The 23,526-nt window shown below is 32.9% G+C and carries 29 protein-coding genes and 1 riboswitch; of the genes, 17 read left to right on the forward strand and 12 right to left on the reverse strand.

The features are described 5' to 3' along the window. Positions 1-84: 84 nt before the first annotated feature. Complete coding sequence (locus QQS35_RS17115) at positions 85-570, forward strand: YkyB family protein (RefSeq protein ID WP_285933444.1); 486 nt, start codon at positions 85-87, stop codon at positions 568-570. A 46-nt stretch (positions 571-616) separates the two neighbouring features. Here the strand turns inward: QQS35_RS17115 and QQS35_RS17120 are convergent, their stop codons facing one another. Together QQS35_RS17120 and QQS35_RS17125 are read right to left on the reverse strand one after the other, a co-directional pair. Then, entirely contained in the window at positions 617-811 is a 195-nt protein-coding gene (locus tag QQS35_RS17120; protein WP_407933978.1) for a PLDc N-terminal domain-containing protein, read from the reverse strand. 84 nt (positions 812-895) lie between these two features. Beyond that, positions 896-1,294 (reverse strand): hypothetical protein, encoded by a 399-nt coding sequence (locus QQS35_RS17125; protein WP_285933446.1) that lies wholly within the window; start codon positions 1,292-1,294, stop codon positions 896-898. A 181-nt stretch (positions 1,295-1,475) separates the two neighbouring features. Here QQS35_RS17125 and ric point away from each other — a divergent pair, with 181 nt between their 5' ends. Then, on the forward strand, positions 1,476-2,174 hold the full coding sequence (gene ric / locus QQS35_RS17130; protein ID WP_285933447.1) for an iron-sulfur cluster repair di-iron protein: 699 nt from the start codon (positions 1,476-1,478) through the stop codon (positions 2,172-2,174). A 28-nt stretch (positions 2,175-2,202) separates the two neighbouring features. Here ric and QQS35_RS17135 read toward each other — a convergent pair whose 3' ends face one another. Both QQS35_RS17135 and QQS35_RS17140 read right to left on the reverse strand, forming a co-directional pair. Further along, a complete protein-coding gene (locus tag QQS35_RS17135) occupies positions 2,203-3,078 on the reverse strand; it encodes a patatin-like phospholipase family protein (protein ID WP_285933448.1) in 876 nt (291 codons plus the stop codon). A 398-nt stretch (positions 3,079-3,476) separates the two neighbouring features. Further along, positions 3,477-3,629, reverse strand: coding sequence for an FbpB family small basic protein (locus QQS35_RS17140; RefSeq protein WP_285933449.1), 153 nt, complete (start codon positions 3,627-3,629; stop codon positions 3,477-3,479). Positions 3,630-3,733: 104 nt separating this feature from the next. Here QQS35_RS17140 and QQS35_RS17145 point away from each other — a divergent pair, with 104 nt between their 5' ends. Then, a complete protein-coding gene (locus tag QQS35_RS17145; protein ID WP_285933450.1) occupies positions 3,734-4,891 on the forward strand; it encodes an aminotransferase A in 1,158 nt (385 codons plus the stop codon). A 65-nt stretch (positions 4,892-4,956) separates the two neighbouring features. Here the strand turns inward: QQS35_RS17145 and QQS35_RS17150 are convergent, their stop codons facing one another. Further along, entirely contained in the window at positions 4,957-5,136 is a 180-nt protein-coding gene (locus tag QQS35_RS17150; protein ID WP_285933451.1) for an aspartyl-phosphate phosphatase Spo0E family protein, read from the reverse strand. 246 nt (positions 5,137-5,382) lie between these two features. Between QQS35_RS17150 and QQS35_RS17155 the strand changes: the two genes are divergently transcribed. From QQS35_RS17155 to QQS35_RS17170, 4 genes are all read left to right on the forward strand, one after another. Continuing rightward, entirely contained in the window at positions 5,383-5,718 is a 336-nt protein-coding gene (locus QQS35_RS17155) for a PilZ domain-containing protein (protein ID WP_285933452.1), read from the forward strand. Positions 5,719-6,350: 632 nt separating this feature from the next. Then, positions 6,351-7,514: an FxLYD domain-containing protein gene (locus QQS35_RS17160; protein WP_285933453.1), complete on the forward strand. Its 1,164-nt coding sequence runs from the start codon at positions 6,351-6,353 to the stop codon at positions 7,512-7,514. An 18-nt stretch (positions 7,515-7,532) separates the two neighbouring features. After that, positions 7,533-8,678, forward strand: coding sequence for a S1C family serine protease (locus QQS35_RS17165; protein WP_285933454.1), 1,146 nt, complete (start codon positions 7,533-7,535; stop codon positions 8,676-8,678). Between the two features lie 337 nt (positions 8,679-9,015). Further along, the gene (locus tag QQS35_RS17170; protein ID WP_285933455.1) at positions 9,016-9,180 is read left to right on the forward strand and encodes a YjcZ family sporulation protein; all 165 of its coding nucleotides are present in this window, start codon (positions 9,016-9,018) and stop codon (positions 9,178-9,180) included. 77 nt (positions 9,181-9,257) lie between these two features. Here QQS35_RS17170 and QQS35_RS17175 read toward each other — a convergent pair whose 3' ends face one another. Continuing rightward, positions 9,258-11,198, reverse strand: a complete 1,941-nt coding sequence (locus QQS35_RS17175) for a GGDEF domain-containing protein (protein ID WP_285933456.1) — start codon at positions 11,196-11,198, stop codon at positions 9,258-9,260. Positions 11,199-11,392: 194 nt separating this feature from the next. After that, on the reverse strand, positions 11,393-11,803 hold the full coding sequence (locus tag QQS35_RS17180; RefSeq protein WP_285933457.1) for a YwpF family protein: 411 nt from the start codon (positions 11,801-11,803) through the stop codon (positions 11,393-11,395). Positions 11,804-12,406: 603 nt separating this feature from the next. Here QQS35_RS17180 and QQS35_RS17185 point away from each other — a divergent pair. Together QQS35_RS17185 and QQS35_RS17190 are read left to right on the forward strand one after the other, a co-directional pair. Then, complete coding sequence (locus QQS35_RS17185) at positions 12,407-13,135, forward strand: hypothetical protein (protein ID WP_285933458.1); 729 nt, start codon at positions 12,407-12,409, stop codon at positions 13,133-13,135. 238 nt (positions 13,136-13,373) lie between these two features. Next, positions 13,374-13,670 (forward strand): YrhK family protein, encoded by a 297-nt coding sequence (locus QQS35_RS17190; protein ID WP_285933459.1) that lies wholly within the window; start codon positions 13,374-13,376, stop codon positions 13,668-13,670. 43 nt (positions 13,671-13,713) lie between these two features. Here the strand turns inward: QQS35_RS17190 and QQS35_RS17195 are convergent, their stop codons facing one another. After that, complete coding sequence (locus QQS35_RS17195) at positions 13,714-14,166, reverse strand: hypothetical protein (protein WP_285933460.1); 453 nt, start codon at positions 14,164-14,166, stop codon at positions 13,714-13,716. Positions 14,167-14,384: 218 nt separating this feature from the next. On the opposite strand from QQS35_RS17195, the gene QQS35_RS17200 reads away from it, so the two are divergent. The 7 genes from QQS35_RS17200 (at position 14,385) to QQS35_RS17230 (ending at position 18,130) form a co-directional block, all read left to right on the forward strand. Beyond that, positions 14,385-14,591: a DUF1657 domain-containing protein gene (locus tag QQS35_RS17200; protein ID WP_285933461.1), complete on the forward strand. Its 207-nt coding sequence runs from the start codon at positions 14,385-14,387 to the stop codon at positions 14,589-14,591. A 97-nt stretch (positions 14,592-14,688) separates the two neighbouring features. After that, positions 14,689-15,153: a hypothetical protein gene (locus QQS35_RS17205; protein ID WP_285933463.1), complete on the forward strand. Its 465-nt coding sequence runs from the start codon at positions 14,689-14,691 to the stop codon at positions 15,151-15,153. 19 nt (positions 15,154-15,172) lie between these two features. Further along, complete coding sequence (spoVAC, locus tag QQS35_RS17210) at positions 15,173-15,652, forward strand: stage V sporulation protein AC (protein WP_285933464.1); 480 nt, start codon at positions 15,173-15,175, stop codon at positions 15,650-15,652. Further along, positions 15,652-16,662 (forward strand): stage V sporulation protein AD, encoded by a 1,011-nt coding sequence (spoVAD, locus tag QQS35_RS17215; RefSeq protein WP_285933465.1) that lies wholly within the window; start codon positions 15,652-15,654, stop codon positions 16,660-16,662. Before spoVAC ends, spoVAD begins: the two co-directional genes overlap by 1 nt. Before the next feature lies 1 nt (position 16,663). Next, entirely contained in the window at positions 16,664-17,014 is a 351-nt protein-coding gene (gene spoVAE / locus QQS35_RS17220; protein ID WP_285933466.1) for a stage V sporulation protein AE, read from the forward strand. 15 nt (positions 17,015-17,029) lie between these two features. Beyond that, positions 17,030-17,236, forward strand: coding sequence for a DUF1657 domain-containing protein (locus QQS35_RS17225; RefSeq protein WP_285933467.1), 207 nt, complete (start codon positions 17,030-17,032; stop codon positions 17,234-17,236). 33 nt (positions 17,237-17,269) lie between these two features. Then, the gene (locus QQS35_RS17230) at positions 17,270-18,130 is read left to right on the forward strand and encodes a DUF421 domain-containing protein (protein WP_285933468.1); all 861 of its coding nucleotides are present in this window, start codon (positions 17,270-17,272) and stop codon (positions 18,128-18,130) included. Here QQS35_RS17230 and QQS35_RS17235 read toward each other — a convergent pair. From QQS35_RS17235 to QQS35_RS17250, 4 genes are all read right to left on the reverse strand, one after another. Continuing rightward, positions 18,120-19,103 (reverse strand): zinc-binding dehydrogenase, encoded by a 984-nt coding sequence (locus tag QQS35_RS17235; protein ID WP_285933469.1) that lies wholly within the window; start codon positions 19,101-19,103, stop codon positions 18,120-18,122. The genes QQS35_RS17230 and QQS35_RS17235 overlap by 11 nt on opposite strands. A gap of 952 nt (positions 19,104-20,055) precedes the next feature. Next, positions 20,056-21,483 carry a hypothetical protein gene (locus QQS35_RS17240; RefSeq protein WP_285933470.1) on the reverse strand — a complete coding sequence of 476 codons (1,428 nt, stop codon included), beginning with the start codon at positions 21,481-21,483 and terminating at the stop codon, positions 20,056-20,058. A gap of 204 nt (positions 21,484-21,687) precedes the next feature. Continuing rightward, positions 21,688-22,260, reverse strand: a complete 573-nt coding sequence (gene thiT / locus QQS35_RS17245; protein ID WP_285933471.1) for an energy-coupled thiamine transporter ThiT — start codon at positions 22,258-22,260, stop codon at positions 21,688-21,690. A 95-nt stretch (positions 22,261-22,355) separates the two neighbouring features. Further along, positions 22,356-22,459, reverse strand: a riboswitch (TPP riboswitch). A gap of 72 nt (positions 22,460-22,531) precedes the next feature. Next, positions 22,532-22,954 (reverse strand): universal stress protein, encoded by a 423-nt coding sequence (locus tag QQS35_RS17250; RefSeq protein WP_285933472.1) that lies wholly within the window; start codon positions 22,952-22,954, stop codon positions 22,532-22,534. Positions 22,955-23,215: 261 nt separating this feature from the next. Between QQS35_RS17250 and QQS35_RS17255 the strand changes: the two genes are divergently transcribed. After that, on the forward strand, positions 23,216-23,497 hold the full coding sequence (locus tag QQS35_RS17255; protein WP_285933473.1) for a hypothetical protein: 282 nt from the start codon (positions 23,216-23,218) through the stop codon (positions 23,495-23,497). Positions 23,498-23,526: the final 29 nt, after the last annotated feature.

Below are 23,526 nucleotides of genomic sequence, written 5' to 3' on the forward strand. Positions count from 1 at the left end.
CTTTTAGCCTAAATCGTTAGTGAAGGAGGACTAGCCCCCCTTTACTAACAATTATATATTTAAAAACTTGAAAGGAGGATAATCATGGTACGTAATGAAAGCTATACGATTGATTCCATTGCACAAGCCTTATTCATTGTTAATCGACATGCTAAAACAGCTCCTAATCCACGTCAGTTATATAACATGAAAAAACAAGCAATTACGAAGTTACTTAATGAAAATCGTGCTACTAAAGTTGGGCTTCACTTTTCTGACCACCCCAAGTTAAGCCATCAACATTCCACTCTTTTAATAAAAGTAAGTGATTACTATTTTCATATTCCTCCTACTAAAGACGATTTCAAGCAAATGAAACACTTAGGAAATCTTGATAAAGATTATCGTAATCCAAAGCCACAAATGTCATTGACTCAAGCAAAGAAGATACTAAGTAAGTTGTTAGGTTGGAAATACCCAGATACTAACAAAAGTGATGATCAGAAACAGAGATACTCATCTTATTTTACGCCTTCTTCATTAGGTCAGCTTAATAGCTCAACCCATAAAAATAAATATTGGAAATATTAATAAACAATAGCAAATCGTCATATAAACCGATTTGCTATTGTTTATTTTAATCATTTCTTATTACTAAATATACAATTAAACCGATTATCGGGAAAAATAGAGTTCCAATTAATACAATGATGGCGTATTCCTTGCTATTTCCATTTCTTAAGGCATCTCTATACGACCAGACACTAGTCATGATATTTAGCACAAACAAACCAAAAACAAAAAATATAGGTATGAAAAATAAAGATTCCAATGTTATACCCCCTCTATAAATGTTTACGATTGTAAGGGAGTTTCAGTTTCACTTATCTTATAAAGTAAAACTTAATTGAGAAAACTACACAGATTTTGATTTATGTTGTTTATAGTAATTAATAATATTCATACACAAATGAATAACAAATAATGCTCCACCAAAAAAAGTAATTCCTAAAGCAACATTTGCTAGCTTAGATAAATTAATATCTCCTAGGCGATTGACATGTTGCATGATTGAATATAAACCTGTAATTATCAAAAATATTAAACTCCCAAAGATATAAGTAAGTAAACTACTCCATTGTAGCATTACTAACAACTTTATTAATGGGTGAAGAAGATAATAACAGATAATAATCCCTAATAAACCCAATATAAAAAATAAATGATCTTCCGTTACACCAAACGGCACTAATTGTGAAGCACTAAACAAACCAATGTTACTTAAGTGAAAACTATTAATTGCTAATAAATACACCACTAACCACTCCCTAACTATAAAATAATGTAATTAGGATTGCCTGAATTGGAATCTATTATACTTCCGGAATTTTCAAGGGAATGATACAGGAGTAAAATCACACTGAAACTGTGATTTTACTCACCAACTCATCTAAATAAATGTTTTACACTTGTATTAAATGAAGGAGGTTTTTTATATGGTAACATTTAATAGCAATCATACAGCTGCAGATATCGTTAAGCAATTTCCGAAAGCTAGTGATTTATTCAAAAAAAATCGAATTGACTTTTGTTGTGGAGGAGATAAACCTCTCGGTGAAGTATTTGAAACGAAAAGCCTTAGTGGAGAAGAAATTCTTCATGAATTAAATGAATCTTATGGTCAATGGTTAGAAAATGGAAATGTTGAGATTAATTGGGATGCTATTTCTGACGCAGAATTAATAGATTATATCCTTGAAAAACATCACCATTATTTAAATGAGGAATTACCTGCTTTAGGACAGTTTGTAACGAAGATATATCGGGTGCATGGTCAACAGCATCCACATTTAAAAGAACTTCACGAAGTTTATCATCAGCTTAAAACCGATCTTGAATCGCATTTAATTGAAGAAGAAAAGTTTTTATTTCCATTAATTAAAAACTATCAAGAAAAACCTGATCTAGAACTTTTAGAAAGTATAAAAAAACTAAACCAAGATATGGAACAGGAACATATTGCTGCTGGAGATTTCCTTCAAAAGATTCATCAATTAACGAATGGATTTGAACCCCCAGAGGGAGCGTGTAATTCTTACCGAATAACTTATGCTCGGTTAGCTGAACTTGAATCTAATACATTTCAACATATCCATCTAGAAAACAATATATTATTTAAAAAATTTGTTTCCTAAACTTTTAAATAAACTTCCTCACTCTTTTTTAGTGTAGGTGAGGAAGTTTTGATTTTTCATTTAGAAAATCATAAAGTTTTTCGCGTAAATTCTTTGCATCTTGATAACCTTGCGTGTATAGATTATGTAATTTATCTTTATTCCTTTCAATTCTACTAACATTTATCGTTTTTTTAGGCCTAATAATTAGCACTTCATTACGTTGTTCCATTTTTTTCAGCTGTTCGATTGTATCATTATATTTTAAATGACGATTTTGCATGGCACGAATTAATTCTGGATTACGTTTGTATCCACGATTAACAAGCCAACTGAATTTCATTGGTTTTTTCAAATATCCTTCATTTCGAGTTAACACAACTACATGCTTTTCATTCCCAGCTTTGATTGAAGCTTCTATAGGTATAGGGTCCGAAATTCCACCGTCCATTAAGTTTCTACCCTTATATCGAACACTTCGAGAAATAAACGGGAGCGAACTAGATGCCCGGACTACACTTAATAACTCTTCTTTGCTCTCAAATGAACTATAGTAAACAGGTTCACCTGTATCTATATCAGTTGTACTAACAACAAAGCGGCTATTATTTTTCAAATAGGAATCAAAGTCAAATGGAACTAACTTATTTGGTAAAGTATCAAAAATGAAATCCATTCCAAATAACTCTTTATGACGGAATACACGTTTATAAGAAATATATTCTGGATGGTCGCCGTATTCAACTATAACTTCGTAGTTCCTTCCTCTTTGATTTGAAACATATGAACTTCCATTACAGGCCCCAGCAGATGCACCAACAATATAGGGGAACACGAGTTGCTCATCATGAAAGAAATCTAACACACCCGCTGTATATGCTCCTCTCATTCCCCCACCTTCTAAAATCAATCCTATATTATCCAATACATTTCACTTCCTTGATTTTATTCAGTTTAAAGTATAACAATTTCACTAAGTTATTCACAAAAACAAAGCTTCTTAACATATACATAATCGGTATCTTTAGTTAGCTTTCTTATCTACTTGACCGATAAAGATTATTGTTTGTGATTATAAAGAACAAAAGCGCAAGCGCCTTGCTCACCCCCGACAAGCTTAAGACAAACATCTATGTGGTGCTCTTTACCACAAAGATGTTTGACTTAAGACCTCGAGGGGTTAGGCGCTGTAGCTGGACGTGGCACATGCAATAGTCAGTTAACCACAGGACACTAAATCTATAATTTCCTATACTACTAAAAAAGCCTTACCAATAGATAAGGACCTTCCATCTTTAATTTTTGATTAAGCATGTGGTATTATCAATTTACACCCTGTTTATTTTCGTATAAACTGTATTTTGTTTGCCTATTTTCAAGTTGCTCTTCTAATTTTTTCATTGCTTGTTTATCATTTATTAATTCTTGTTTATTTCTTAATACTAGTTCTTCAAAAGAGGGTTTGCGTTGTCTCATATCTATCACTCCTTTTATTAATCGCTTTCATTATATCCTATATTTAATTCTAATAAATCAAAATAGTGTAAAATTTACACTAATTTAAATGGAGGTTAAATCTTTTGGAAAATCTTATAAATTCTAGTGTGAAAGACATTGAGATATCTGGTATTCGAAAATTTTTCAATTTAGTATCAGATAAGGAAGATATCCTTTCACTTACAATTGGACAACCTGATTTTCATACACCAATGCATATTAAAGAGGCTGCTAAAATAGCTATAGATAACAATAAAACTACATATACACACAATGCTGGTATTCCAGAACTAAGAAGTTCCATATCAAGATTTGTTTATGATCAATACAACTTATCCTACGATCCTAGTTCAGAAGTGATTGTTACCGTAGGTGCTTCTCAAGCAATTGACATAACGCTAAGGACCATTCTTAATCCTGGTGATGAAGTAATTCTCCCTGGACCAGTCTATCCAGGTTATGAACCATTAATAAAACTTGCTGGTGGTACGCCTGTTTTTGTTGATACGAGGGGTAATAATTTTAAACTTACAAGTGATTTAATAAAAAAACACATTACAAAAAGAACCAAATGTGTTATTTTACCTTACCCATCAAATCCAACTGGTGTAACGCTTACTAAGCCTGAATTACAAGCCATTGCTGAGGAGCTTGAAACAAAGCAAGTTTTTATTCTTGCAGACGAAATATATAGTGAACTTGTTTATGAACAAGACCATGTTTCAATTGGAACATTTTCAGAAATACGTGACAAAACAATAATAATTAATGGATTATCAAAGTCTCATTCTATGACGGGATGGAGAATTGGATTTCTTTTAAGCCCTTCATGGTTATCAAAGCACATATTAAAAGTACACCAATACAACGTTTCATGCGCATCTTCCATTAGTCAGTATGCAGCACTAGAGGCTTTAACTAACGGAAGAGATGACCCAAGTAAAATGAGAAAAGATTATTTGGCAAGAAGGGATTATGTCTATAAAAGACTAAAAGATATGGAGGTAGATGTCATCAAGCCAGATGGTGCATTTTATCTTTTCCCTAAATTCACTACTGAATTAACTTCTTTTGATCTGGCAATTGATATTGTCAATGTTGTTAATTTAGCTCTTGTACCAGGAGATTCCTTTTCTCAATTTGGACAGGGCTATTTAAGGATTTCATATGCCTATAGTATGGATACCTTAAGAAAAGGGATGGACAGGCTTGAGCAATATGTTAAATATCGTTCACAATAAAAAGTTAGAGGATTGACTTAAAGTCAGTCCTCTAACTTTTTAACAGAAATCATAATCATGTAGTACTATTTATCATTTATTTTATCCTTCATTTTATATTCTTCATAGAGATTAAGGAGTTTATCTAATTCTTGGCTTAACAAAACCGACTCTGTACTCGTAAAGCCCTTATCCAAAGCAACATGAGTCATTCTATTCCTCAACAGTTCTATTTTTTTTAAAAGATTAGCTGAATTATGTAACATCTTTTGGGTTCCCCCTAAAATCACTTTAAGTTAAGTCTAGCATTAGAATAATTTATATTACACTACTAACACAAACACTTCTTATATAAAAAGCTAAAATTCAACATTTTTTTGTATAAATATATAGAAAAATTACGTGTAGTTTATTAAAATTAAATATATCACTACAATTGAAAAATTTATTTAACGAAATTACCATCTTCACTTGTTAATAAGAAATCTAATCACCAAGATAAAGGAGATAATATGTATTATAAAAGGAATGAAGCATTTCGATATGTTTTTAATCAACCGTTTCCTGCGAAGGTCAAAAGTCTGTCCAATGAACCTTCTCACGATGTGTTTATTCACGATATTAGTTTAAATGGAGTGAAAATGGAATCTCACACCGAATTTCAGAAAGAGAAAGCTTTATATTTAGAGTTCACTTTATTAGACCAAGATATAATTAAAACTGGTGTTATAATGTGGAAAAAAAGTTTTGGAAAAAGATTTCAATATGGTCTGAAACTAGATGTTGATCAATCATATCATGAACAAATCATTCATTTACTAAAACAATTAGTGAAAAATAACAGTTAACACCTTGCTATTGTTTATTGCTAAAAGGTACTAAAATACAGTGTAGATTAAAGTAATCATAATTGCGATTTATAAAACCCCAACATTCTATGATAAACAATTATTCACACAAAATTTTGACCGAATAGAAATTGTTGTAATGGGGTAACCAATCCATAAGCAAAGACAACAGAAATGGGTTAGGAATTCATACTAACTGAGGAAATAATTGAGCAATCAGAGGTCTCTTCTCCTTGTTCAAAATGACTGAAATATTTATCTCCATAAAATAATAAAAAGACAGTTGATAACTGTCTTTTTATCCTCTATCGAAAACACAAAATCCAATATAAACTACCAATATAAACAAACTTACAATACCAAAGACTGTTTCAAGCATAAACCATAACCCCCTACTTATAAACTCAATCATCACCATTCTTATTATCTTCATATAAATTACATTTATAATCTTACAACTTTTTAAAGAATAACAAAAGCTTCTACATTATTTTAACAAAAACAAGCACTATTTACACATCTTTTTTCATTCATTTCAATAAAAATATGATAGACTTATCCTAATATTGTTTTTTTAACTCTTACATCAAAGAGAATTTTTTGTCTTGTCGACTTGAAAGAAGGTGTTCCTTTTGCTTTATTGCCCCTACTGTGGAGGAAGAATTAAAGATAATGAATTATTTTGCACACAATGTGGTGAAAAATTACCAGAAGATATGTATGAACGTAATCCCGAAAAAAATAAAACTAATTACCGATTTTGGTATATACCAATAACAATTTTAATAGTCGTGTTAATATCGATTGGAAGCTACTACTTACATTTGGAAAAACGAGAAACCTTAGCAAAAAAAGCTTTTGCCAACGGTGAAGAGCTTGCTTTTGATGGACAATATTTTAAAGCGTTGAATGCTTTTGAAAAGGCTCTAGAACATAAATCCAACTTTCCATCTGCAGAAGTAACTAAAGATTTTATGCAGACAGCTCTTCAGATTAATTCTAAATTAACACAAGCTAATAGTTATCTAGAAGAAGAAAATTACCAAGAAGCATTAACCCTTATGACTGAAGCAGAAAATAAGATAAAAAATTACAATGGTGAAATTGTCTCCCTATTAGTAGATGATATCGTAGCACAAAGAAAAACAATTCAGCTGAAACAATTAAGAGCTAAATTAGAAAATAATCCTAGTATTGAAGAATTAAAAACACTGATATGGGAAGCTGAAGAAATCCAACATGAAGAAGCAACTAAGATTGTATCAAGTCTAAGAGAAAAAATTGTAGCTCATACCTTTTCTAAGGCTAATGAACAACTGAAAGATAATCAATTTTCAGATGCTAGAGAAATTGTGGAAGATGGATTACAATATGCACCAGAATCTGAACAACTTCAAAGTTTAAAAACAACGATACAAAAAGAAAAGACTGCTTTCGAGACTGCTCTTGAGCAAAGAATCGAACAAGCAATGAATACTGCTGAAGAAGAGCGCGAAATGAATAAAAATGATGCAGTTGAATTAATTGATATTAATGTATCAAATGAAGAGCCAGAAAACCTTGTTGTTTCAGGAAAAATAAAAAGCGTTGCAACAGTACCAATTAACTCTGTCTCTGTAGAATATATCTTGTTAGATGCAGATGATACAGAGATCCTTTCGAATGAAGTTTATGTTTATCCAGATACATTGTATCCTGATGAAGAAGGGAAATTCGACTTTACCCATTATGATTTAAACACGAAAGAAAAAAACATAAAAGTTAAGATTGAGAAAATTAAATGGTTTCTTGATTAAAAATCTTGGAGTGAGACAATGAATAAAAGACATATATATATCCCTATCCTTTTAAGTTTTTTGCTATTAGCACTAGGAGTTATATCTATTGTAATGATAAACAAACAATGGACTGGGGAGCCAATTGAGTTAAAAAACACATTAGCAAATCAAGTGACTGAAAACAAAAACAGTAAAGATTTAAAGTCAATTATTCATGAAGCTCAAAAAAATGTTGTACAGATTGAGACATCTAAAAAGGAAAGCACAAAAATTGGATCTGGCTTCTTATACAATGGTAAAGGAGATATAATAACGAATGCTCACGTTGTAAAGGATGCAGATTCAATAACAGTAAAAATGGCAAACGCACAAACTTATACTGCGGCAGTAATTGGGGTTGGAGAATCAATAGATGTTGCATTAATAAGAGTCCCACAACTAGCAAATCAAAGTCCTGCTATTTTAGATGATTCATATAATGTCGAAATTGGTGATGATATTATAGCAGTTGGTAGTCCACTAGGATTTCAAAACTCTGTTACCCTAGGTATTATTTCAGGAACAAACAGAACTTTTTCTATCGATGGATATGATTATGATGACGTTTACCAGATTTCTGCTAATATTACTAACGGTAACAGTGGCGGTCCTCTTATCAATCGTCAGACTGGTAAAGTAATAGCAATTAATTCAGCTGGCACTGACGAAGGTGGAATTGGTTTTAGTATTCCAATTGGAAGTGTTCTAAACAAAGTAAACGAATGGGCTGAAGAAGCTGATGGAATGGATTTAGTTTTCTCCGAATCCAGCCTGAATAAAAACACTGAACCTGAACAGTTTAAAAAAGATTCGCAATATATAATTGATTATTATTTTGATAGCTTGGCTATAAGAGATTATATAAATGCGTACGCGCTATTGGGAAGCGAACTCCAAACTAAGACAGATTATCAGTCTTTCAGAGAGAATTATATTCATGTTGTTGAAACGGAAATCAATAATATACAAAGTGAATTTATAGAGGAAAGTGCATTAGTTAATATTACACTCCAAGCCAATACCGTAGTAAGGAAATCTGACCAAACTACTAAAAATGAAACATGGAATTACTCTTTTTTTATCGGATATGAAAATGATCAATTGAAGATTATCAAGATGAATAAAAGTATAAATGGAGAATAGAATAACATGTTTAAAAACAAGAACAAAAGCTCGGGGGCGCCTTACTCAATCTCAACAAGCTATAGACCTGAGGCGGGTTAGGCACTGGAGCTAGACATCTTTGAATTTTTTTAGAAAAAGCCTAAATAGGCTTTTTCTTTTCCCTTTCACCTTCAAGATAAAATTGTTTTGTGAAAAATATGCTTACTTCTCTGGATTGTGCCTTTTTATTTTTTCTTAATGACAACTACCCGCCCATTCTTGAATCATTATTCTGCAAATTAGGTAATTCGTCTATACACATTTGTACATAATTCCATATAGTATTAATGTAATCTTTCAGGAGGTGAGTATGTAAATGTCACACTTTGGATATGGATACCCTTATGCAGGCTATGATGTAGCTCCGGGTTATGCAGGTGCGTGCGGAGGATATACTGGTGGAGGATATGGTAGCTCCTTCGCATTAATCGTAGTACTCTTCATCTTACTCATAATTGTCGGTACTGCTTTTTATGCTTAAGTCAATATAAAGAAAAAGAATCAAACACAAACCCTCATGGCTAGAGGGTTTGTGTTTTCAACATAAATAAATACGAGCTACTTAGTCAATAAATGAACAAGCTGAGGGGATGGCAAAGGTTTACTGAAATAAAAACCTTGTACTTCATCACATTTCTCTTTTTTCAAAAAGAGTAATTGTTCATTTGTTTCTACACCTTCTGCTATTACTTTCATTTTTAAAGCATGCGACAGATGAATAATTGATTTAACAATTGCTCGATTTTGGTTTTGTTTCCCATTAATAAACAGCTTATCAATTTTTAATTTACTAATTGGAAAAAGACTTAAATACTTTAATGATGAATAACCAGTTCCAAAATCATCTATAGAGACTTTGACCCCTATTTGTCGTAATTTTTGCAATTTCTTTATAATTGACTCTTCATGTGCCATAGCTATACTTTCAGTAATTTCTAACTCTAAATACTTTGGTTCTAAACCTGTTTCTGCAAGAGTTTTTTCAACCTTATCTACTAAATCATGTTGATGAAATTGTTTAGCTGACAAATTCACCCCAACAATAATTGGATGATACCCCTGAACTTGCCATTCTTTATTCTGTCTACAAGCTTCCTTAAGTACCCAATCACCTATTTCAAATATTAAACCGGTCTTTTCTGCAAGAGGGATAAATTTAGTCGGAGTTATATCTCCTACCTCTGGATGTTTCCACCTAATAAGAGCTTCCATACCAACGATTTTATTCGATTCAACATTTTTTTGTGGTTGATAGTACAACCTAAATTGGTTTTCTTTTAGTGCCCTCCTTAACTCCGTTTCAATGATAAGTTTTTGTTTCAGATCTTCGGTAATCGATTTATCAAATAATTGATAATTGTTTCTATATTTATCATTAATAGTAGACATAGCTGCACCTGCTTGAATAATTAAATCAGATGCATTATTACCGTTATTTGGAAACAAACTGATACCAACGCTAACTGTAATATACATCTCATGCTCATTAATTATGAAAGGCTTTTCAAAAAAGTCCGTGACCTTTTTAGCAAACTCACATGCATCTACATTACTTTTCACGTTCGTATTAAGTATTAAAAATTCATCGCTGTCCATTCTGGCAATGAATGTGTCAGCATCCAGCAATGCCTTTAATCGAAGGGAAAAAGCTTTTAACAACTGATCGCCAAATGAAAAACCAAGTGTATCATTAATCTTTTTAAAGTAATTTAAATCCAATACATAAACGGCTAAGGTTTTCTTAGAATTCTTTCTACAATCAATTGCATCAATCAATACTTTGTTAAAAAAATTTTTATTTGGTAAATCTGTTAATTCATCATAGTAAGCCATAAATTCAATAGTTTTTTCATTTTTAACTCTGTCTGTAATATCTCGAACAATTGCAGCTTGAATTAATGTTCCTTGAATAGGATATTTATTAGTGACCACTTCAAGATAGAATTTAGTTCCATCTGGTTTAAAAGATATTAACTGTTTAGATTGATTATTTTTTAATATAGATTGATTCACCTTAATTAAATCATAAAATGAAAGACGCTTCAGTGTTAATATATCAAGATTAAATAGACGGGCAAATGAACGATCACAATCGATTATTTTATTTTCGTCAAATAAAACAAATCCTTCTTTGCTCTTCATTTTTAATTGCTCTATATGTTCCAAATTTTGATTGCTCTTACTATGTATTGAAATACCTCTAAATATTAATACATATATTGGTGCTATTTTTCCCTCTTGTAACATTAAGCTTTTGACGTGAAGTGAGTGTTCTTCTACTTGTATTGTTAAATCAGCTTCATGCTTACCCTTGATTAGTGTAAAGTCTAAAATTTCGTTGATTGTTTTTACATCATTGGGAATGCCTAATAATTGAAAAGAGTTTTTATTACCTTCAATTATCTTGCCATCATCATGGAGAAATAAAACAGCATCATGAACATGCTCTAATATTCTTCGATGTATTGGTAACTGTTCACCCTTATTTAATTTTGACATTTCTCCATCCTCCTGAAAATTCTGCAAAATAAAGTGATAGTATGAAATATTATTTTGAATTTTATAATTTTTGTAAACCTAAATTTTCCACTATTAATTATTTATTCGAGCAAATTCAGCAAAAACCCTTTTATTTTTTAAAAAACATCCCTCAACAACAAAAAAAGGCAATGAGCCACTTAAAAATAAATTTGTTAAACTCTTTTTTTGAACTTGTTGAGTAATTCATCTCCTTCATACCCTTCTTCTATAAGATCTTTTAAGGCGGTTTCAACCATACCTTTATTTTTGTTGAATAACTCACTTAATAGAAGCACATTAATGTGCTTTCCCATATCATTTATTTCAATAAAGGTAGATAAGAATGTAGCAGGACTATTACTTTCCTTTGTGATTTTCACTCGTAATAAAATAGATTCATTTTTATTTTTCAACTCTAAAAAATAATCAAGTTCTGAATAATTCAGCAAAAATTCAATCACCCACTGATTCTTTTCATCTTCACGATCTATAATCAATCCATCTAATAATGGTACACTATGCGCAACTACTTTATTATTCTCCTTTTCTAACACATCCAATGAAATTAGCTTGAAGGTCTTCATAAATATTTAGTATCTCTCCTTTTTAGTTACTGGTAGGAATAATTACCGAACAAATTTTTCTTAATAAAATTATTTTACCATACGAATTCTATCATCAGAAAACGCACGCCTGTCTATTAGTAATTATAACTTATTTGAAACCCCTTTATGTTAGTCTGAATTCTATAAGTTCGTTGTTTATAACAGATAACCTATTGTTTCAATACACAAGTTGATTTAATCCGAAGATTAGTTGATTTTTTGATAATGCAGTTCAATTTTCTTAGACGGTGCAGGCTCAGAAATTTAATTCTAAGTCCTGATATAAAAGTAAAAGGAGTTCGATGAGGTAAGTAATCGCAGTCCCAACAGCTAAAAATCTCGTAGAAATTGAAATATCGTTTTGAAAACATTTACATATTTATTTGAATAATTGCGCAAATCCTATATAATTAAAATGAAACTTCAAACAACGTATTATGCTTAGAGAATAAAGTAGAAAATTTTAATACTAAATACTATGTGCTTTCAATATATAACTAACCATAATACTTCTCTTCATTCCCTCTATTGCAAAATTATGGTTAATTTGATTACGATAAATAAAAATTGGAGTTGGAATTAATGAAGTGGATTGGGTCTTTTGTCTTAATTATTTTTTTTCTAGTTGCTTGTTCAGAGGAATCACCTACTATCACTAAAATTGATTCTTCAGAAAATAATATCAACCAAAAACCAGCGCTTATTGAAAATGAACTGGAAGAAAACAATGATGAGGAAAAAGAATTATTACTAGAATTTAAATTACCAAATGAAATAGTTACAATAAATCTTGAGCGCGTAGGTATATTGAAAAACTATTTAGATGGTGTTGAAAATTCACAAATAGAAATAAATAATATGAATCTATTACCACTTGAAATACCTAACGAGACACTATACTTATTAGAATTCTCTTGCCAGAACAACACTTGCTCCTATTTATTGCTTGATCAAGGTAATGACGATGGTCGTTCTCTTCTAATAGCCGATTTAGCAAAATATCAACAATTAATACCTTCACCAGATAATGATAAACTTTTATTTGTATTTAGCAGGAATTCAGACCTCGCTGATTATGAGAAAAATAGAACAATCATTATAGATATGAACGAATTCATTTCTATACATATTACTAACCCAAATGATAAGAGATTTTTTGAATACCAATGGCCTTTCGAACACATAACTTGGAAAGATAATACAACTGTTACTATAACAATACCAGAGGTTTTGGAACCGGATTCTAGTCTTTTAAATGCGTGGTTACAATCAGAAAGAGAAACAAAGACACATACTATTAAGTTAGATTAATAAAAATAAAAATACCAGTATTTATTTCCACTTTTTTCATTTACAAACACACTACTCACATAAAAAGTAGTGTGTTTTTTAACCGAGAGATTACATTTAGATTAAATGTTTCGGAGTACGACCTTTTGATTTTCATTCGAATTTGTGAATGAAAATCAAACACCCATGATAGTTTTAAATAGTTAATTTGTGGTATTAATACATAAAAAGAATTATGTACATTAGAAAGGATGGTCTAATGGACTCAAAAAGATATAGAGATTACTTAGAAATTAGATTCGGGAAATATGATTTATTTTTTAAAAAACCTTATCAAATCTTATATAATATTAATGATTTTTTAATATCATTATGGTTTCTTATTGGAAGCATATTTTTCTTTTACGAATCATGGAAAACAATTGGCATCTGGTTCTTCGTTATTGGTAGTGCACAACTTAGTGTCCGACCGATGATAAGAATCATACATTCTATTCACTTGAATAAGTATATAAAGCAACATTTTGAAGATCGATCAGATAAAGATTCAAAGTAGAATAAAAAACCACTTTACACAATTATTATGTAAAGTGGTTTTTTTATTCAAAAGTTAATTCTTTTTCAGATTTTATATTAATCGCTTCACCGTCTATAAAAAACTGTGTATGTACATACATCGTGGATTTTCCTTTATCAAGTGTTCCATCGGGGATAGCTATTGCTTCTTGCGGTCGATAAATGTCACCCGGATCTAAAGTCTTGGTTACTGGACTTCCAGTGAAATCATTATTTTGCTTATTTATATTTACTGAAGTTAAAGGAGTTCTATGATCAATCACTACTATTTCTTGTCCAATATACTCAAGAGACCTAAAAATTTTGATTCCTTCATCTGAATTTTCTACTCTAATATGTACAATAAAATTATCTTGTTGTTCACTTACTTTTACAGTTCCTACAAGTTCTGCATTTGTACTCCCTTTCATCCAATATACTCCAACTATACTTAACACAGTAACAACAATAACCATAATTAATAATCGTTTAATCAAGTAAACTCCCCTCCACTTCTATTTATTCTTATACTATAAAGACGTTTGAAAGTATGAATAAGTTTCATTTTTTTAAAAAAATGGAAATTTATTGGTTTTCGTCTGAAATTTTTATTAACTTAGGACTTTTCAAGCTATTGGGTTTTTTTTGGTAGGAATAAATTAGCTAATAAATCCTCATTATATACTTGAACGTTATTTTAGAGGAGGAATTCATCATGACAGTTGCCAGCCAAGTGAAGCAAACACTAGCAGGACTTAAAAGTGCTCAAGCAAGTTTTGAAACTTTTTCGTTTCAAACACAAAATCAACAAGCAAAGAAAATGTATCAAAATGCTGCTCAGCAAACACAATCTATTCTAAATAATCTTGAACCAAGAGTTCAGGAAATTGAATCAGAAGAACCACAGTACAAACAAGAATAAAGAATATTAATAAGGTTGGTCTATGTACCAACCTTTTCCCTACTTTCTTTAAAAATAACAGTAATTTAACTTACTTTAAATAATAGGTGATGTATCTATGTATAAAAAAACAATAGTTTTAAGTATTTTATTAGTAATAATTGTGCTCTCAGGGTGTAATTCAGAAGATGATAATCGAATAGTAAGGAAAGATTCAGATGAAAATATAACGAAAATTAATAAGCAAACACATATCGAACAAGCAATAACTAATAAGGCGAAAGAAATTATACAATCTAAAAGTGAAGTAACCGGAGTACGAGGAGTAAATACAAATAAAGATTTGCTATTAGCAATTGAAGTGACTCAAATAGAACAATTTAATGAACAAAATTTGGAAGATGAGGTAGCGAAATCCTTAGAAAAGAATTATCCTGACCTTACTATTGAAGTGTCTTCAGATAAAAAGATTTTCATTGAACTAAATGAACTTGAGTTAAAAATTCAAGAAGACAAAGTTAACAAAAAAGAATTAGAAGATCAATTTAATAAAATTAAGAAACTTATGAATGAACAAGCGTGATAAGAGAGGTACTTAATCTATGTCAAACAAGAAGAAAAAAAACCTAACACCAACACAACAACAATACCAAGATTTTGCAAATAAACGTGAAGTGAAACGGCCTGTCTTTAAAAACTGTATAAAAGCATTTTTAGTTGGAGGTACCATTTGTGCAATTGGACAAGGAATATCCACCTTTTACATGTACTTTTTTGATTTCACAGAACAAACTGTGGGGAATCCTACGGTAGCTACCCTTATATTTATTACGATGTTGTTAACTGGATTCGGAGTGTATGATCGCATGGCACAGTTTGCAGGAGCTGGTACAGCAGTGCCCGTAACGGGATTTGGTAACGCAGTAATTTCGGCTGCTATCGAACACCGAACAGAAGGATTTGTATTAGGTGTAGGTGGTAACATGTTTAAGCTAGCTGGTTCAGTCATACTGTTCGGTGTATTCTCTGCATTTATTATTGCTTTAGTGAAAACAATCTTAATCGAGTGGGGTGGATTATAATGCTAGCCGGACATCGCACGTGGATATTTGAACAAAAACCAGTGATTATATCAACAGGCACAGTTGGTGGTCCATTTGAGGCAAATGGTAACATAGCGAATGATTTTGACATACTTCATTCCGATCTTTGGATGCAACAAGATTCTTTTGAAAAAGCCCATAAGTTACTGATGGATGAAGCATGTCAGAAGGCAATTGAAAAGGCAGGAATTCAAAAAGAACAAGTACAATTTTTCTTGGCTGGGGATTTAATTAATCAAATTACACCAACTAGCTTCGCCGCGAAAACATTAGGCACTCCATATTTCGGTCTATTTGGTGCATGCTCTACCTCCATGGAAGGTCTAGCATTAAGCGCATTTCTAGTTAATGGTAACGGTGCTAACTATGTTTTGACAGGAGCATCTAGCCATAACGCAGCTGTGGAAAAACAATTTAGATACCCAACCGAATATGGTGGTCAAAAACCCCCTACCTCCCAATGGACCGTCACAGGTGGTGGAGCTGCTTTATTAAGTAATAAAGGAAATGGTCCGCGTGTAACTTCTGCAACGATTGGAAAAGTTATTGATATGGGTATGAGTGATCCTTTTAACATGGGTGGTGCAATGGCCCCCGCTGCTGTTGATACAATTGAAGCACATTTAAAAGAACGTGGTGTTGATGCTTCTTATTATGATTTAATTATAACAGGGGATTTAGCACATATAGGTCGGGAAGTTTCACTAGACCTTTTTAAAAAACACGAGATAAATATTGATGAAGATAAGTTTGTTGACTGTGGTTTAACGATTTATCGTGAAGGACAACCAGTGCTTGCCGGAGCTAGTGGTGCTGGATGTTCAGCTGTTGTAACATATGGCCACTTTTTAAATCGCATGAAAAAAGGTGAACTCAATCGTATATTAGTAGTAGCGACTGGAGCACTCCTTTCTCCTTTAACTTCTCAACAAAATCAAAGTATACCTTGTATAGCACATGCTGTATCAATTGAAAATGGAGGTGTATAATGTGGTATTTCTATGGGCTTTTATCGTAGGGGGACTTATTTGTGTTATCGGTCAAATCATGTTTGATGTATTTAAGCTTACCCCTGGTCATACTTTGAGCACTCTTGTAGTTGCTGGTGCAGTATTAGATGGTTTTGGTTTATATGAACCGCTAATTGATTTTGCTGGTGCAGGAGCAACTGTCCCAATCACTAGTTTTGGTAACTCATTAGTTCATGGAGCAATGGCAGAAGCAGAAAAACATGGGGTTATTGGTGTGGTTACAGGGATGTTTGAGGTTACTAGCTCTGGTATTTCTGCTGCCATAATTTTCGGTATGATTGGCGCTATATTTTTCAAACCAAAAGGATAAGGAGGCGCAATCTAAATGACAGTTGCATCACAAGTGAAACAAAGTTTAGCAAGCATTAAAAGTATCGAGGCGAATTTATCTAGCCTTGCTATTCGATCACAAAGCAAAGAAGCACAACAATCATTTCATGAAACAATGGAAATAATGCATGATATACAAAAGGACTTACACACTCGTGTTGGTGAAATGGAAAGACAAGAAGAGCAATATAAAGGATTTTGATCAATAAAATTATTACTAAGGAGGTAGTATCACATGCCGGAGTGGGTCAATGTTGTCATTCGATCAACAAGTCTAATCGTCGTAATCTTTATTATTGCCAAGTTATTTGGTAAGAGACATTTATCTCAATTAAGTGTTTTTGAATATTTAATAGGCTTAGTTATATCTGTCATAGCAGCTACCGTCTCCATAGGGTTAATAACTCCTTTTTGGCATGGAATTATTGGTCTAGGTATTTGGTTTATCATTCCATTTTTATTGGTGTTACTTGCAATTAAAAGTAAACCAGTTCGAGATTTGGTTAGAGGAAAAGGAACAGTTTTTATTAAAGATGGGAAAGTAATGGAAGACAATCTAAAGAAAGAAAAATATAGTTCAGATGATTTATTGCAACAATTACGAAACAAAAACGTCTTCCAAGTAGCAGATGTTGAATTTGCAGTTCTAGAAGCTGATGGTGACATAAGTGTTTTACCCAAAAAAGAAAAACAACCATTAACACCTAAAGATTTAGGTATAACAGTTGCACCGATAAAAGAACCACAAACGGTTGTAATGGATGGTGAAATCCTTTACGAACCATTAGCGACGGGTGGTTTTAGCGTCAAATGGCTTGAAACAGAGTTTGAAAAACTTGGTGTTTCTGTAGAAAATGTGTACTTAGCTCAAGTTGATTCTTTCGGACAATTAACTGTTGATTTATTTGATGACAAATTACAAGTACCTGCCCCCCAAGAAAAGCCATTACTGCTTGCAACCACGAAAAAGATGCAGGCAGATATGGAAATCTTTGCATTATCTACACAAAATAAACAAGCAAAACAAATGTACACAAAAAATAGTCAAAAGCTACAAAAGGCAATTGATCGTTTAACACCCTTTCTTAGCGATTAATGCTTATAGCTACCTTTCCAAATTGTTTACCTGCACGTAGGTAATCAAACGCTGCTTGTGTATTGTTTAATGGAAAGACATGATCGACAACGGGTTTGATTTGATGCTTACTAATAAAATCAAGCATCTCTTTAAATTCTTCTGTACTTCCCATTGTAGAACCGAAAAGCTGATATTGCCCGTAGAAAAATTGACGAATATTAATCGTAATTTCATCGTCTGTAGTGGAACCAAACGTAATCATTTTTCCTCCTTTTTTCAATACAGAAAGTGATCGATTAAACGTTGCTCTTCCAACACTATCAATTACAATATCAATTGTTTCATTTCTAAGTAAGCTTTCCCAATCTTCGTGTGTATCAATTGCTAAATCAGCACCAATTTCTTTCGCCTTTCCTAATTTTTCTTTACTTCTGGAAGTAACAATTACTTTAGCACCGGCAGCTTTAGCGAATTGAATCAAGTAAGTTGCAACTCCACTACCTGCTCCAGGAATAAAAATAGTATCGCCCTTTTTCACTTGTGCTTTCGTAAACAATGTTCGATAGCCTGTCAACGCAGGTAATGCTAATACACCTGCTTCGTCCCAATTTAAATGGTCCGGTTTTTTTTCAACCTGTTTTGCATCAATTACTATTTTCTCCGCAAATGTACCATTATCAGGCATACCAAGTATTTCAAAACCTTTAGGAGGGGCGTCGCTATTTTTCTCCCAACCTAACCCTGGGTTAATAATGACTTCATCACCAATAGTAAGCTCTTTTACTCCTTCCCCTACCTGTTCAATTACACCTGCCCCGTCAGATCCTAACACAAGTGGAATTGAATTTTCACCACGTCTACTAGGTATATTTAAATCTCTATGATTGAGGCCAGCTGCTCTTAGAGCAATAATAACTTTTCCTTTTTCTATAACGGGGTCGTTTAAATTTTTATAGATTAATTCGTTTCCTTCGTGTACAAATGCATGCAATGATACTCATCCCTCTCCAAAATTAATTTTTCACCATATGTACTATATTACAGAATATCGTATCACACTATTTATTTAAGCTGAAATATACAGCATATTCAAGTGGAATTAATTAAAATAACAAAAGCTCGGAGCACCTTTTGTTCAGCTAGGCCCACTTAGAAAAGTTTCGACGTGACGTTCTTTTACCGCTAGGTCTAGAGAGGACGTGGCTGTTTCTAGATGTGCGCCACAACTAAAAACTGAGCCGATTTTACTTGGCTCAGTTTCCATTTTTTAAAAAGGCTTTCCTAAGTTTATTGTTTATGACAGATAATCTATAAGTCTGCACTAACATCTATGTTGATTTCCTACATAGTTCGTTATATTAGTGATTCATCCATCAGCCTTCGGAAATACACTACGCTTTCCGTGTGCTCGCGCTGAGCCTCATCGATAGCAAATGTTTTAGGGTGGCCCGAGTAACCGCAGTCCCAAAGAACGCTATCTGTGGGGTCTCAGCGTCATCGCTTTCCCACAGGATAAGGAAAGCTTCTTAGAACAACATCGCACGCAGAAAATCAGTTTGTATTTTCAAGGAGTCTCCATGTATTTCCTGCGTTAGGATAGAGTTGTTCATAGAATTCAATCATACTTCATAAATGTTAATAATCTAGAATTAAAAGAAAAAACTATAAGAATATTTAAATCACTAATGATTAATTTATATCACAATTAGCGGAGACAGAATATGTAGACTCCTACGGGAACAGCGCGAGCTGAAGATCCACTCAGAAGTGGTCTCCTTCCGAGTTAGCTGAAGCCGTGCCCGTGGAAAGCGGAGGATTCTGTCGGAACATAGTATTACCACTCAAGGCTCATCACAATGAAAAAGTAGTTCATAAAAGTTAAGATTACTTAGTGCACACTTTCTATTAAGTTCGACGGATGTAAAGCAATAATCTTCGAAAACCTAAAAAATAAATAATGCTATTAAGGTAGATAGGAGCAACCCTATTATCACAGGGACAAAGTTTTTACGAACCAAATCCATGACTGGAACGCCACAGAAACCTGCAACAGCTACTAATGATGACCATGCAATAATTGTACCTCCACCGGTCCAAATCGATCCCATTTGGCCTATCGCTGCAAGTGTAACTGGATCAACTGTTCCATTGGCTAATGCACCAGATAGAGCACCAGTTAGTGGTAGTCCTGAAAAACCTGATCCATCTAATCCAGTAAGAATCCCGATTACTAAAATACTTATGGCTGCCAAAAATGCATTTTGTGGTAAATACTCTTGTGATGACTGGACAAGATCAAATAATAAAGCAGGTGGTGCACTCTCTCCTATAGCTAATATACTTCCTGCAAAGTCAGAGCTACCTAAGAAGAAGAAACCAGCGATTGGAATAACCGGTCCCATCGCTTTAAAAGCAAAAACAAATCCATCAATAATATGATCGCTAATATAATCTAATGCCTTGTGCTGTCCAAATGCAAAAGTGGATAATAGAAGCAATACTACAGCTACTCCACCAATAAAAGCTGCACCATCCCCCCCCTCAAATCCACCCATACGCCCTTCTGTTAACTTTGTAGAGATCATATAAACCATTACAATTAGAAGTGACACAGGTACCAACACAGCAAAAATCTTACTCCATAAAGGGAGATTGTTGCTCTTAGGTTTATTTTTACTTTCTTCTTCCATCCCCTGCATGATAGCAAGTTCCTGTTCAATTTTAGGATCATTTTTAAAACGGATACTCTTGCGATTAAACATATATGCTAGTGCTATTGCAATTCCTCCAGTAATCAACGAAAGTACGAGTGCTTGATCTAATAGTACAGAAGTTTCTACACCCGCTGCTTTCGCTGATAGTCCAGGTGCAACTTGAATAACATAATCAGAGGATAATGCCATCCCTTGACCTGCTAGTGCCACCGCCATAGCAGCAACCATTGCTGGTAATCCAGCTCTTATTGCAGCTGGAACAAGTAATGCACAAATTAATGGTACTGCCGGTGTTGGCCAGAAAAACAGGGAAATAATATAGGTGACAGCAATTAATACGAAAAATGCAATGTGCCCATTTACCATTATTTTTTGAATCGGTCGAATCATTCTTCTGTCTGCACCTAGGTCTTTTAATGAATGTAATAACGCAACCATAAATGTAATGATTAAAAATATGTTAAAAAGTTCTTTTGCGGCGACAAGATTTGCATTAAATATTGCCGTAAAACCATCAACGATATTACCTTGATATACCCATGCTACAACAAAGGTACCGAGTAATGTTGGAAATACGACACCTTTACGAAAAATCATAGTGACAATGATTGCTAGTGTAAAAATACCATATAACCAATGAGAAATTGTTAATTCCACGTTGCATTGCCTCCTCTTCAACTATAACCAGTTAACTGTGCTATAGCCTATGCAACGTGAAGTTGTTCGGTGACGACAAAGTAATAAGCATATTTTTTATTTGAGTTACGTGTACATACTTCCGATTCTTATGTCGAATATAAAATTAAGACTTAATACAAAAAGGTCTTGTCAGCATTATGACAAGACCTTAACAATAAAAAACTAATTTGTAACTTGAATTAAGCGAGGGCGCTTATTAAATAAGAACGCAACAATAATAGTATTTAAAATAAATGACGGTATTAAATACGATCCATTATACACCAATGAATACATCCATATGTTCATTCCATCAATTAGAGATTCAAAGAAAACGATCCCAGCAATAAAGTGAGCAATAAAGCGTAATACACACGCTAACAATACCCCAAATGTGATATTGATAATGAAAGCAGAACGATCTTCTGATTTTAAATTTTGTTGCACTTTTGCAGCAAATAGACCAGCGAAACCTATTACTGTAAATGCTAATGCATAATCAATAAAGCCCTGAACAGGATGCATAATCCATGCTGTTCCGGTAGCTATTTGTAAAAGACCAAATAACAACCCTGATAAAAGACCACCTTTTAATCCCCAGCGAAACGCAACGATGAAAATAGGTACCATTGCGAATGAAATCGAACCACCCTGTGCCCATACCTTAAATGATAAAAATGGTAGAAGATCTAACACTAATGCAAATGCGGTGAAAATTGCGACCTCGATAAGAAATAACGTACGTTTTGAACTCAATTTGAATTCCTCCCCATAAATTTTGGCAACAAAAAAAGCAGGTGCCAAAGGGGGATGGTTCCTGATGGAGGGCCCGCTCACATTGCATACTACGCCATCAAAAAAGCCACCATCCCTACGCTAGAATTAACTAACAGGTTCAAAGGGTCTGAACAAAATGTTCACTCTCAGCCAAAACTTGGCTCCCCCTGAAGGCTTTACTTCTATGCTTTTTTCGCTAATTTGTATTATAACTAAATCTATTTAGATAAGCAATAAATTCGGATGTCTTTCAGGATACAAGCATAACAGGACATGGCGCGTTACGTATAACACTGTAACAGGTACTTCCTAATAACCTCCCTTTTACTTTCCCCATATTTTTCACACCCATGATGATACCGATAGCTTCAACTTTATCTGCTTCATCACATATTTCACGTGATGTAATTCCTAATCGCCATTTGACACGCATGTTAATACCCTTATCTACACGTTTTCTTCCCATGTCCAGAATTTTAATTGCTTCTTCTTTTTTGTATTCTAGTAGCTGTTTTTTACCTATTTTTTTATTTGCATAATGTGTATTTATTTTCGATTGAACATGTAACAATTCAATTGTAAACCCTGATGTGTGTGCCAATTTCACTGCATAATCGATCGCTTTTAACGATTGCGGTGAACCATCAACCGTAACTAATAATATATCACTCACACAAATCACCTCTACTATAATCTATTCATATGTGAGTAAAATGCGCCTATTTTAGAATTTAGTAACAGAAATTTTGAGTAATCGTCAGAGTTAACAACAATTGCAACTTATTAAATAAGGAATCAAGTGATTGTTGAGTGAAGCGGTTAAATCCTGCATAAATAAATAGTTTTAAATCATTCTATAAGGAGGAATTAGATATTTGTTTATTAAAGCTCCGTCTGACATAATGAAACAAATAAATGTGTAAGGAGGCTCATTTTGGAAATAGTGCACTCACACCCCTATGTTAAAGTAAATCGGGAAATTGTTAATAACTATCAAAACTTCGTTGAAACTGTTCACTATATTAACCTTTATACGGATAAAATCATTATACCAACACATGAGTTTAACCTTTTTGAAGTACTTGATATCTCTTATAAGCCTCTAGCTCAAAATTATTTACTTTATTTGCATACAAACCAAGGAGTTTTCACTTTTAATACTGCTACTGCTCCTGACATATTAATCACTGAATTCAAAAGACAAAAAAACAACTAACTATATATTTATATAAATAAAGCAAGGAT

The sequence above is a fragment of the Aquibacillus rhizosphaerae genome (assembly GCF_030282825.1).
Taxonomy (GTDB): domain Bacteria; phylum Bacillota; class Bacilli; order Bacillales; family Amphibacillaceae; genus Aquibacillus_C; species Aquibacillus_C rhizosphaerae.

What these genes read in the sequence shown, in the direction of transcription:
- QQS35_RS17225 (WP_285933467.1), top strand. Translation starts at nt 17,030, where the DNA reads ATGACAGTTGCATCACAAGTGAAACAAAGTTTAGCAAGCATTAAAAGT.
- QQS35_RS17190 (WP_285933459.1), top strand. Translation starts at nt 13,374, where the DNA reads ATGGACTCAAAAAGATATAGAGATTACTTAGAAATTAGATTCGGGAAA.
- QQS35_RS17175 (WP_285933456.1), bottom strand. Translation starts at nt 11,198, where the DNA reads ATGTCAAAATTAAATAAGGGTGAACAGTTACCAATACATCGAAGAATA.
- QQS35_RS17180 (WP_285933457.1), bottom strand. Translation starts at nt 11,803, where the DNA reads ATGAAGACCTTCAAGCTAATTTCATTGGATGTGTTAGAAAAGGAGAAT.
- spoVAC (WP_285933464.1), top strand. Translation starts at nt 15,173, where the DNA reads ATGTCAAACAAGAAGAAAAAAAACCTAACACCAACACAACAACAATAC.
- ric (WP_285933447.1), top strand. Translation starts at nt 1,476, where the DNA reads ATGGTAACATTTAATAGCAATCATACAGCTGCAGATATCGTTAAGCAA.
- QQS35_RS17140 (WP_285933449.1), bottom strand. Translation starts at nt 3,629, where the DNA reads ATGAGACAACGCAAACCCTCTTTTGAAGAACTAGTATTAAGAAATAAA.
- QQS35_RS17115 (WP_285933444.1), top strand. Translation starts at nt 85, where the DNA reads ATGGTACGTAATGAAAGCTATACGATTGATTCCATTGCACAAGCCTTA.
- spoVAD (WP_285933465.1), top strand. Translation starts at nt 15,652, where the DNA reads ATGCTAGCCGGACATCGCACGTGGATATTTGAACAAAAACCAGTGATT.
- QQS35_RS17230 (WP_285933468.1), top strand. Translation starts at nt 17,270, where the DNA reads ATGCCGGAGTGGGTCAATGTTGTCATTCGATCAACAAGTCTAATCGTC.
- QQS35_RS17185 (WP_285933458.1), top strand. Translation starts at nt 12,407, where the DNA reads ATGAAGTGGATTGGGTCTTTTGTCTTAATTATTTTTTTTCTAGTTGCT.
- QQS35_RS17150 (WP_285933451.1), bottom strand. Translation starts at nt 5,136, where the DNA reads ATGTTACATAATTCAGCTAATCTTTTAAAAAAAATAGAACTGTTGAGG.
- QQS35_RS17200 (WP_285933461.1), top strand. Translation starts at nt 14,385, where the DNA reads ATGACAGTTGCCAGCCAAGTGAAGCAAACACTAGCAGGACTTAAAAGT.
- QQS35_RS17170 (WP_285933455.1), top strand. Translation starts at nt 9,016, where the DNA reads ATGTCACACTTTGGATATGGATACCCTTATGCAGGCTATGATGTAGCT.
- QQS35_RS17165 (WP_285933454.1), top strand. Translation starts at nt 7,533, where the DNA reads ATGAATAAAAGACATATATATATCCCTATCCTTTTAAGTTTTTTGCTA.
- QQS35_RS17205 (WP_285933463.1), top strand. Translation starts at nt 14,689, where the DNA reads ATGTATAAAAAAACAATAGTTTTAAGTATTTTATTAGTAATAATTGTG.
- QQS35_RS17155 (WP_285933452.1), top strand. Translation starts at nt 5,383, where the DNA reads ATGTATTATAAAAGGAATGAAGCATTTCGATATGTTTTTAATCAACCG.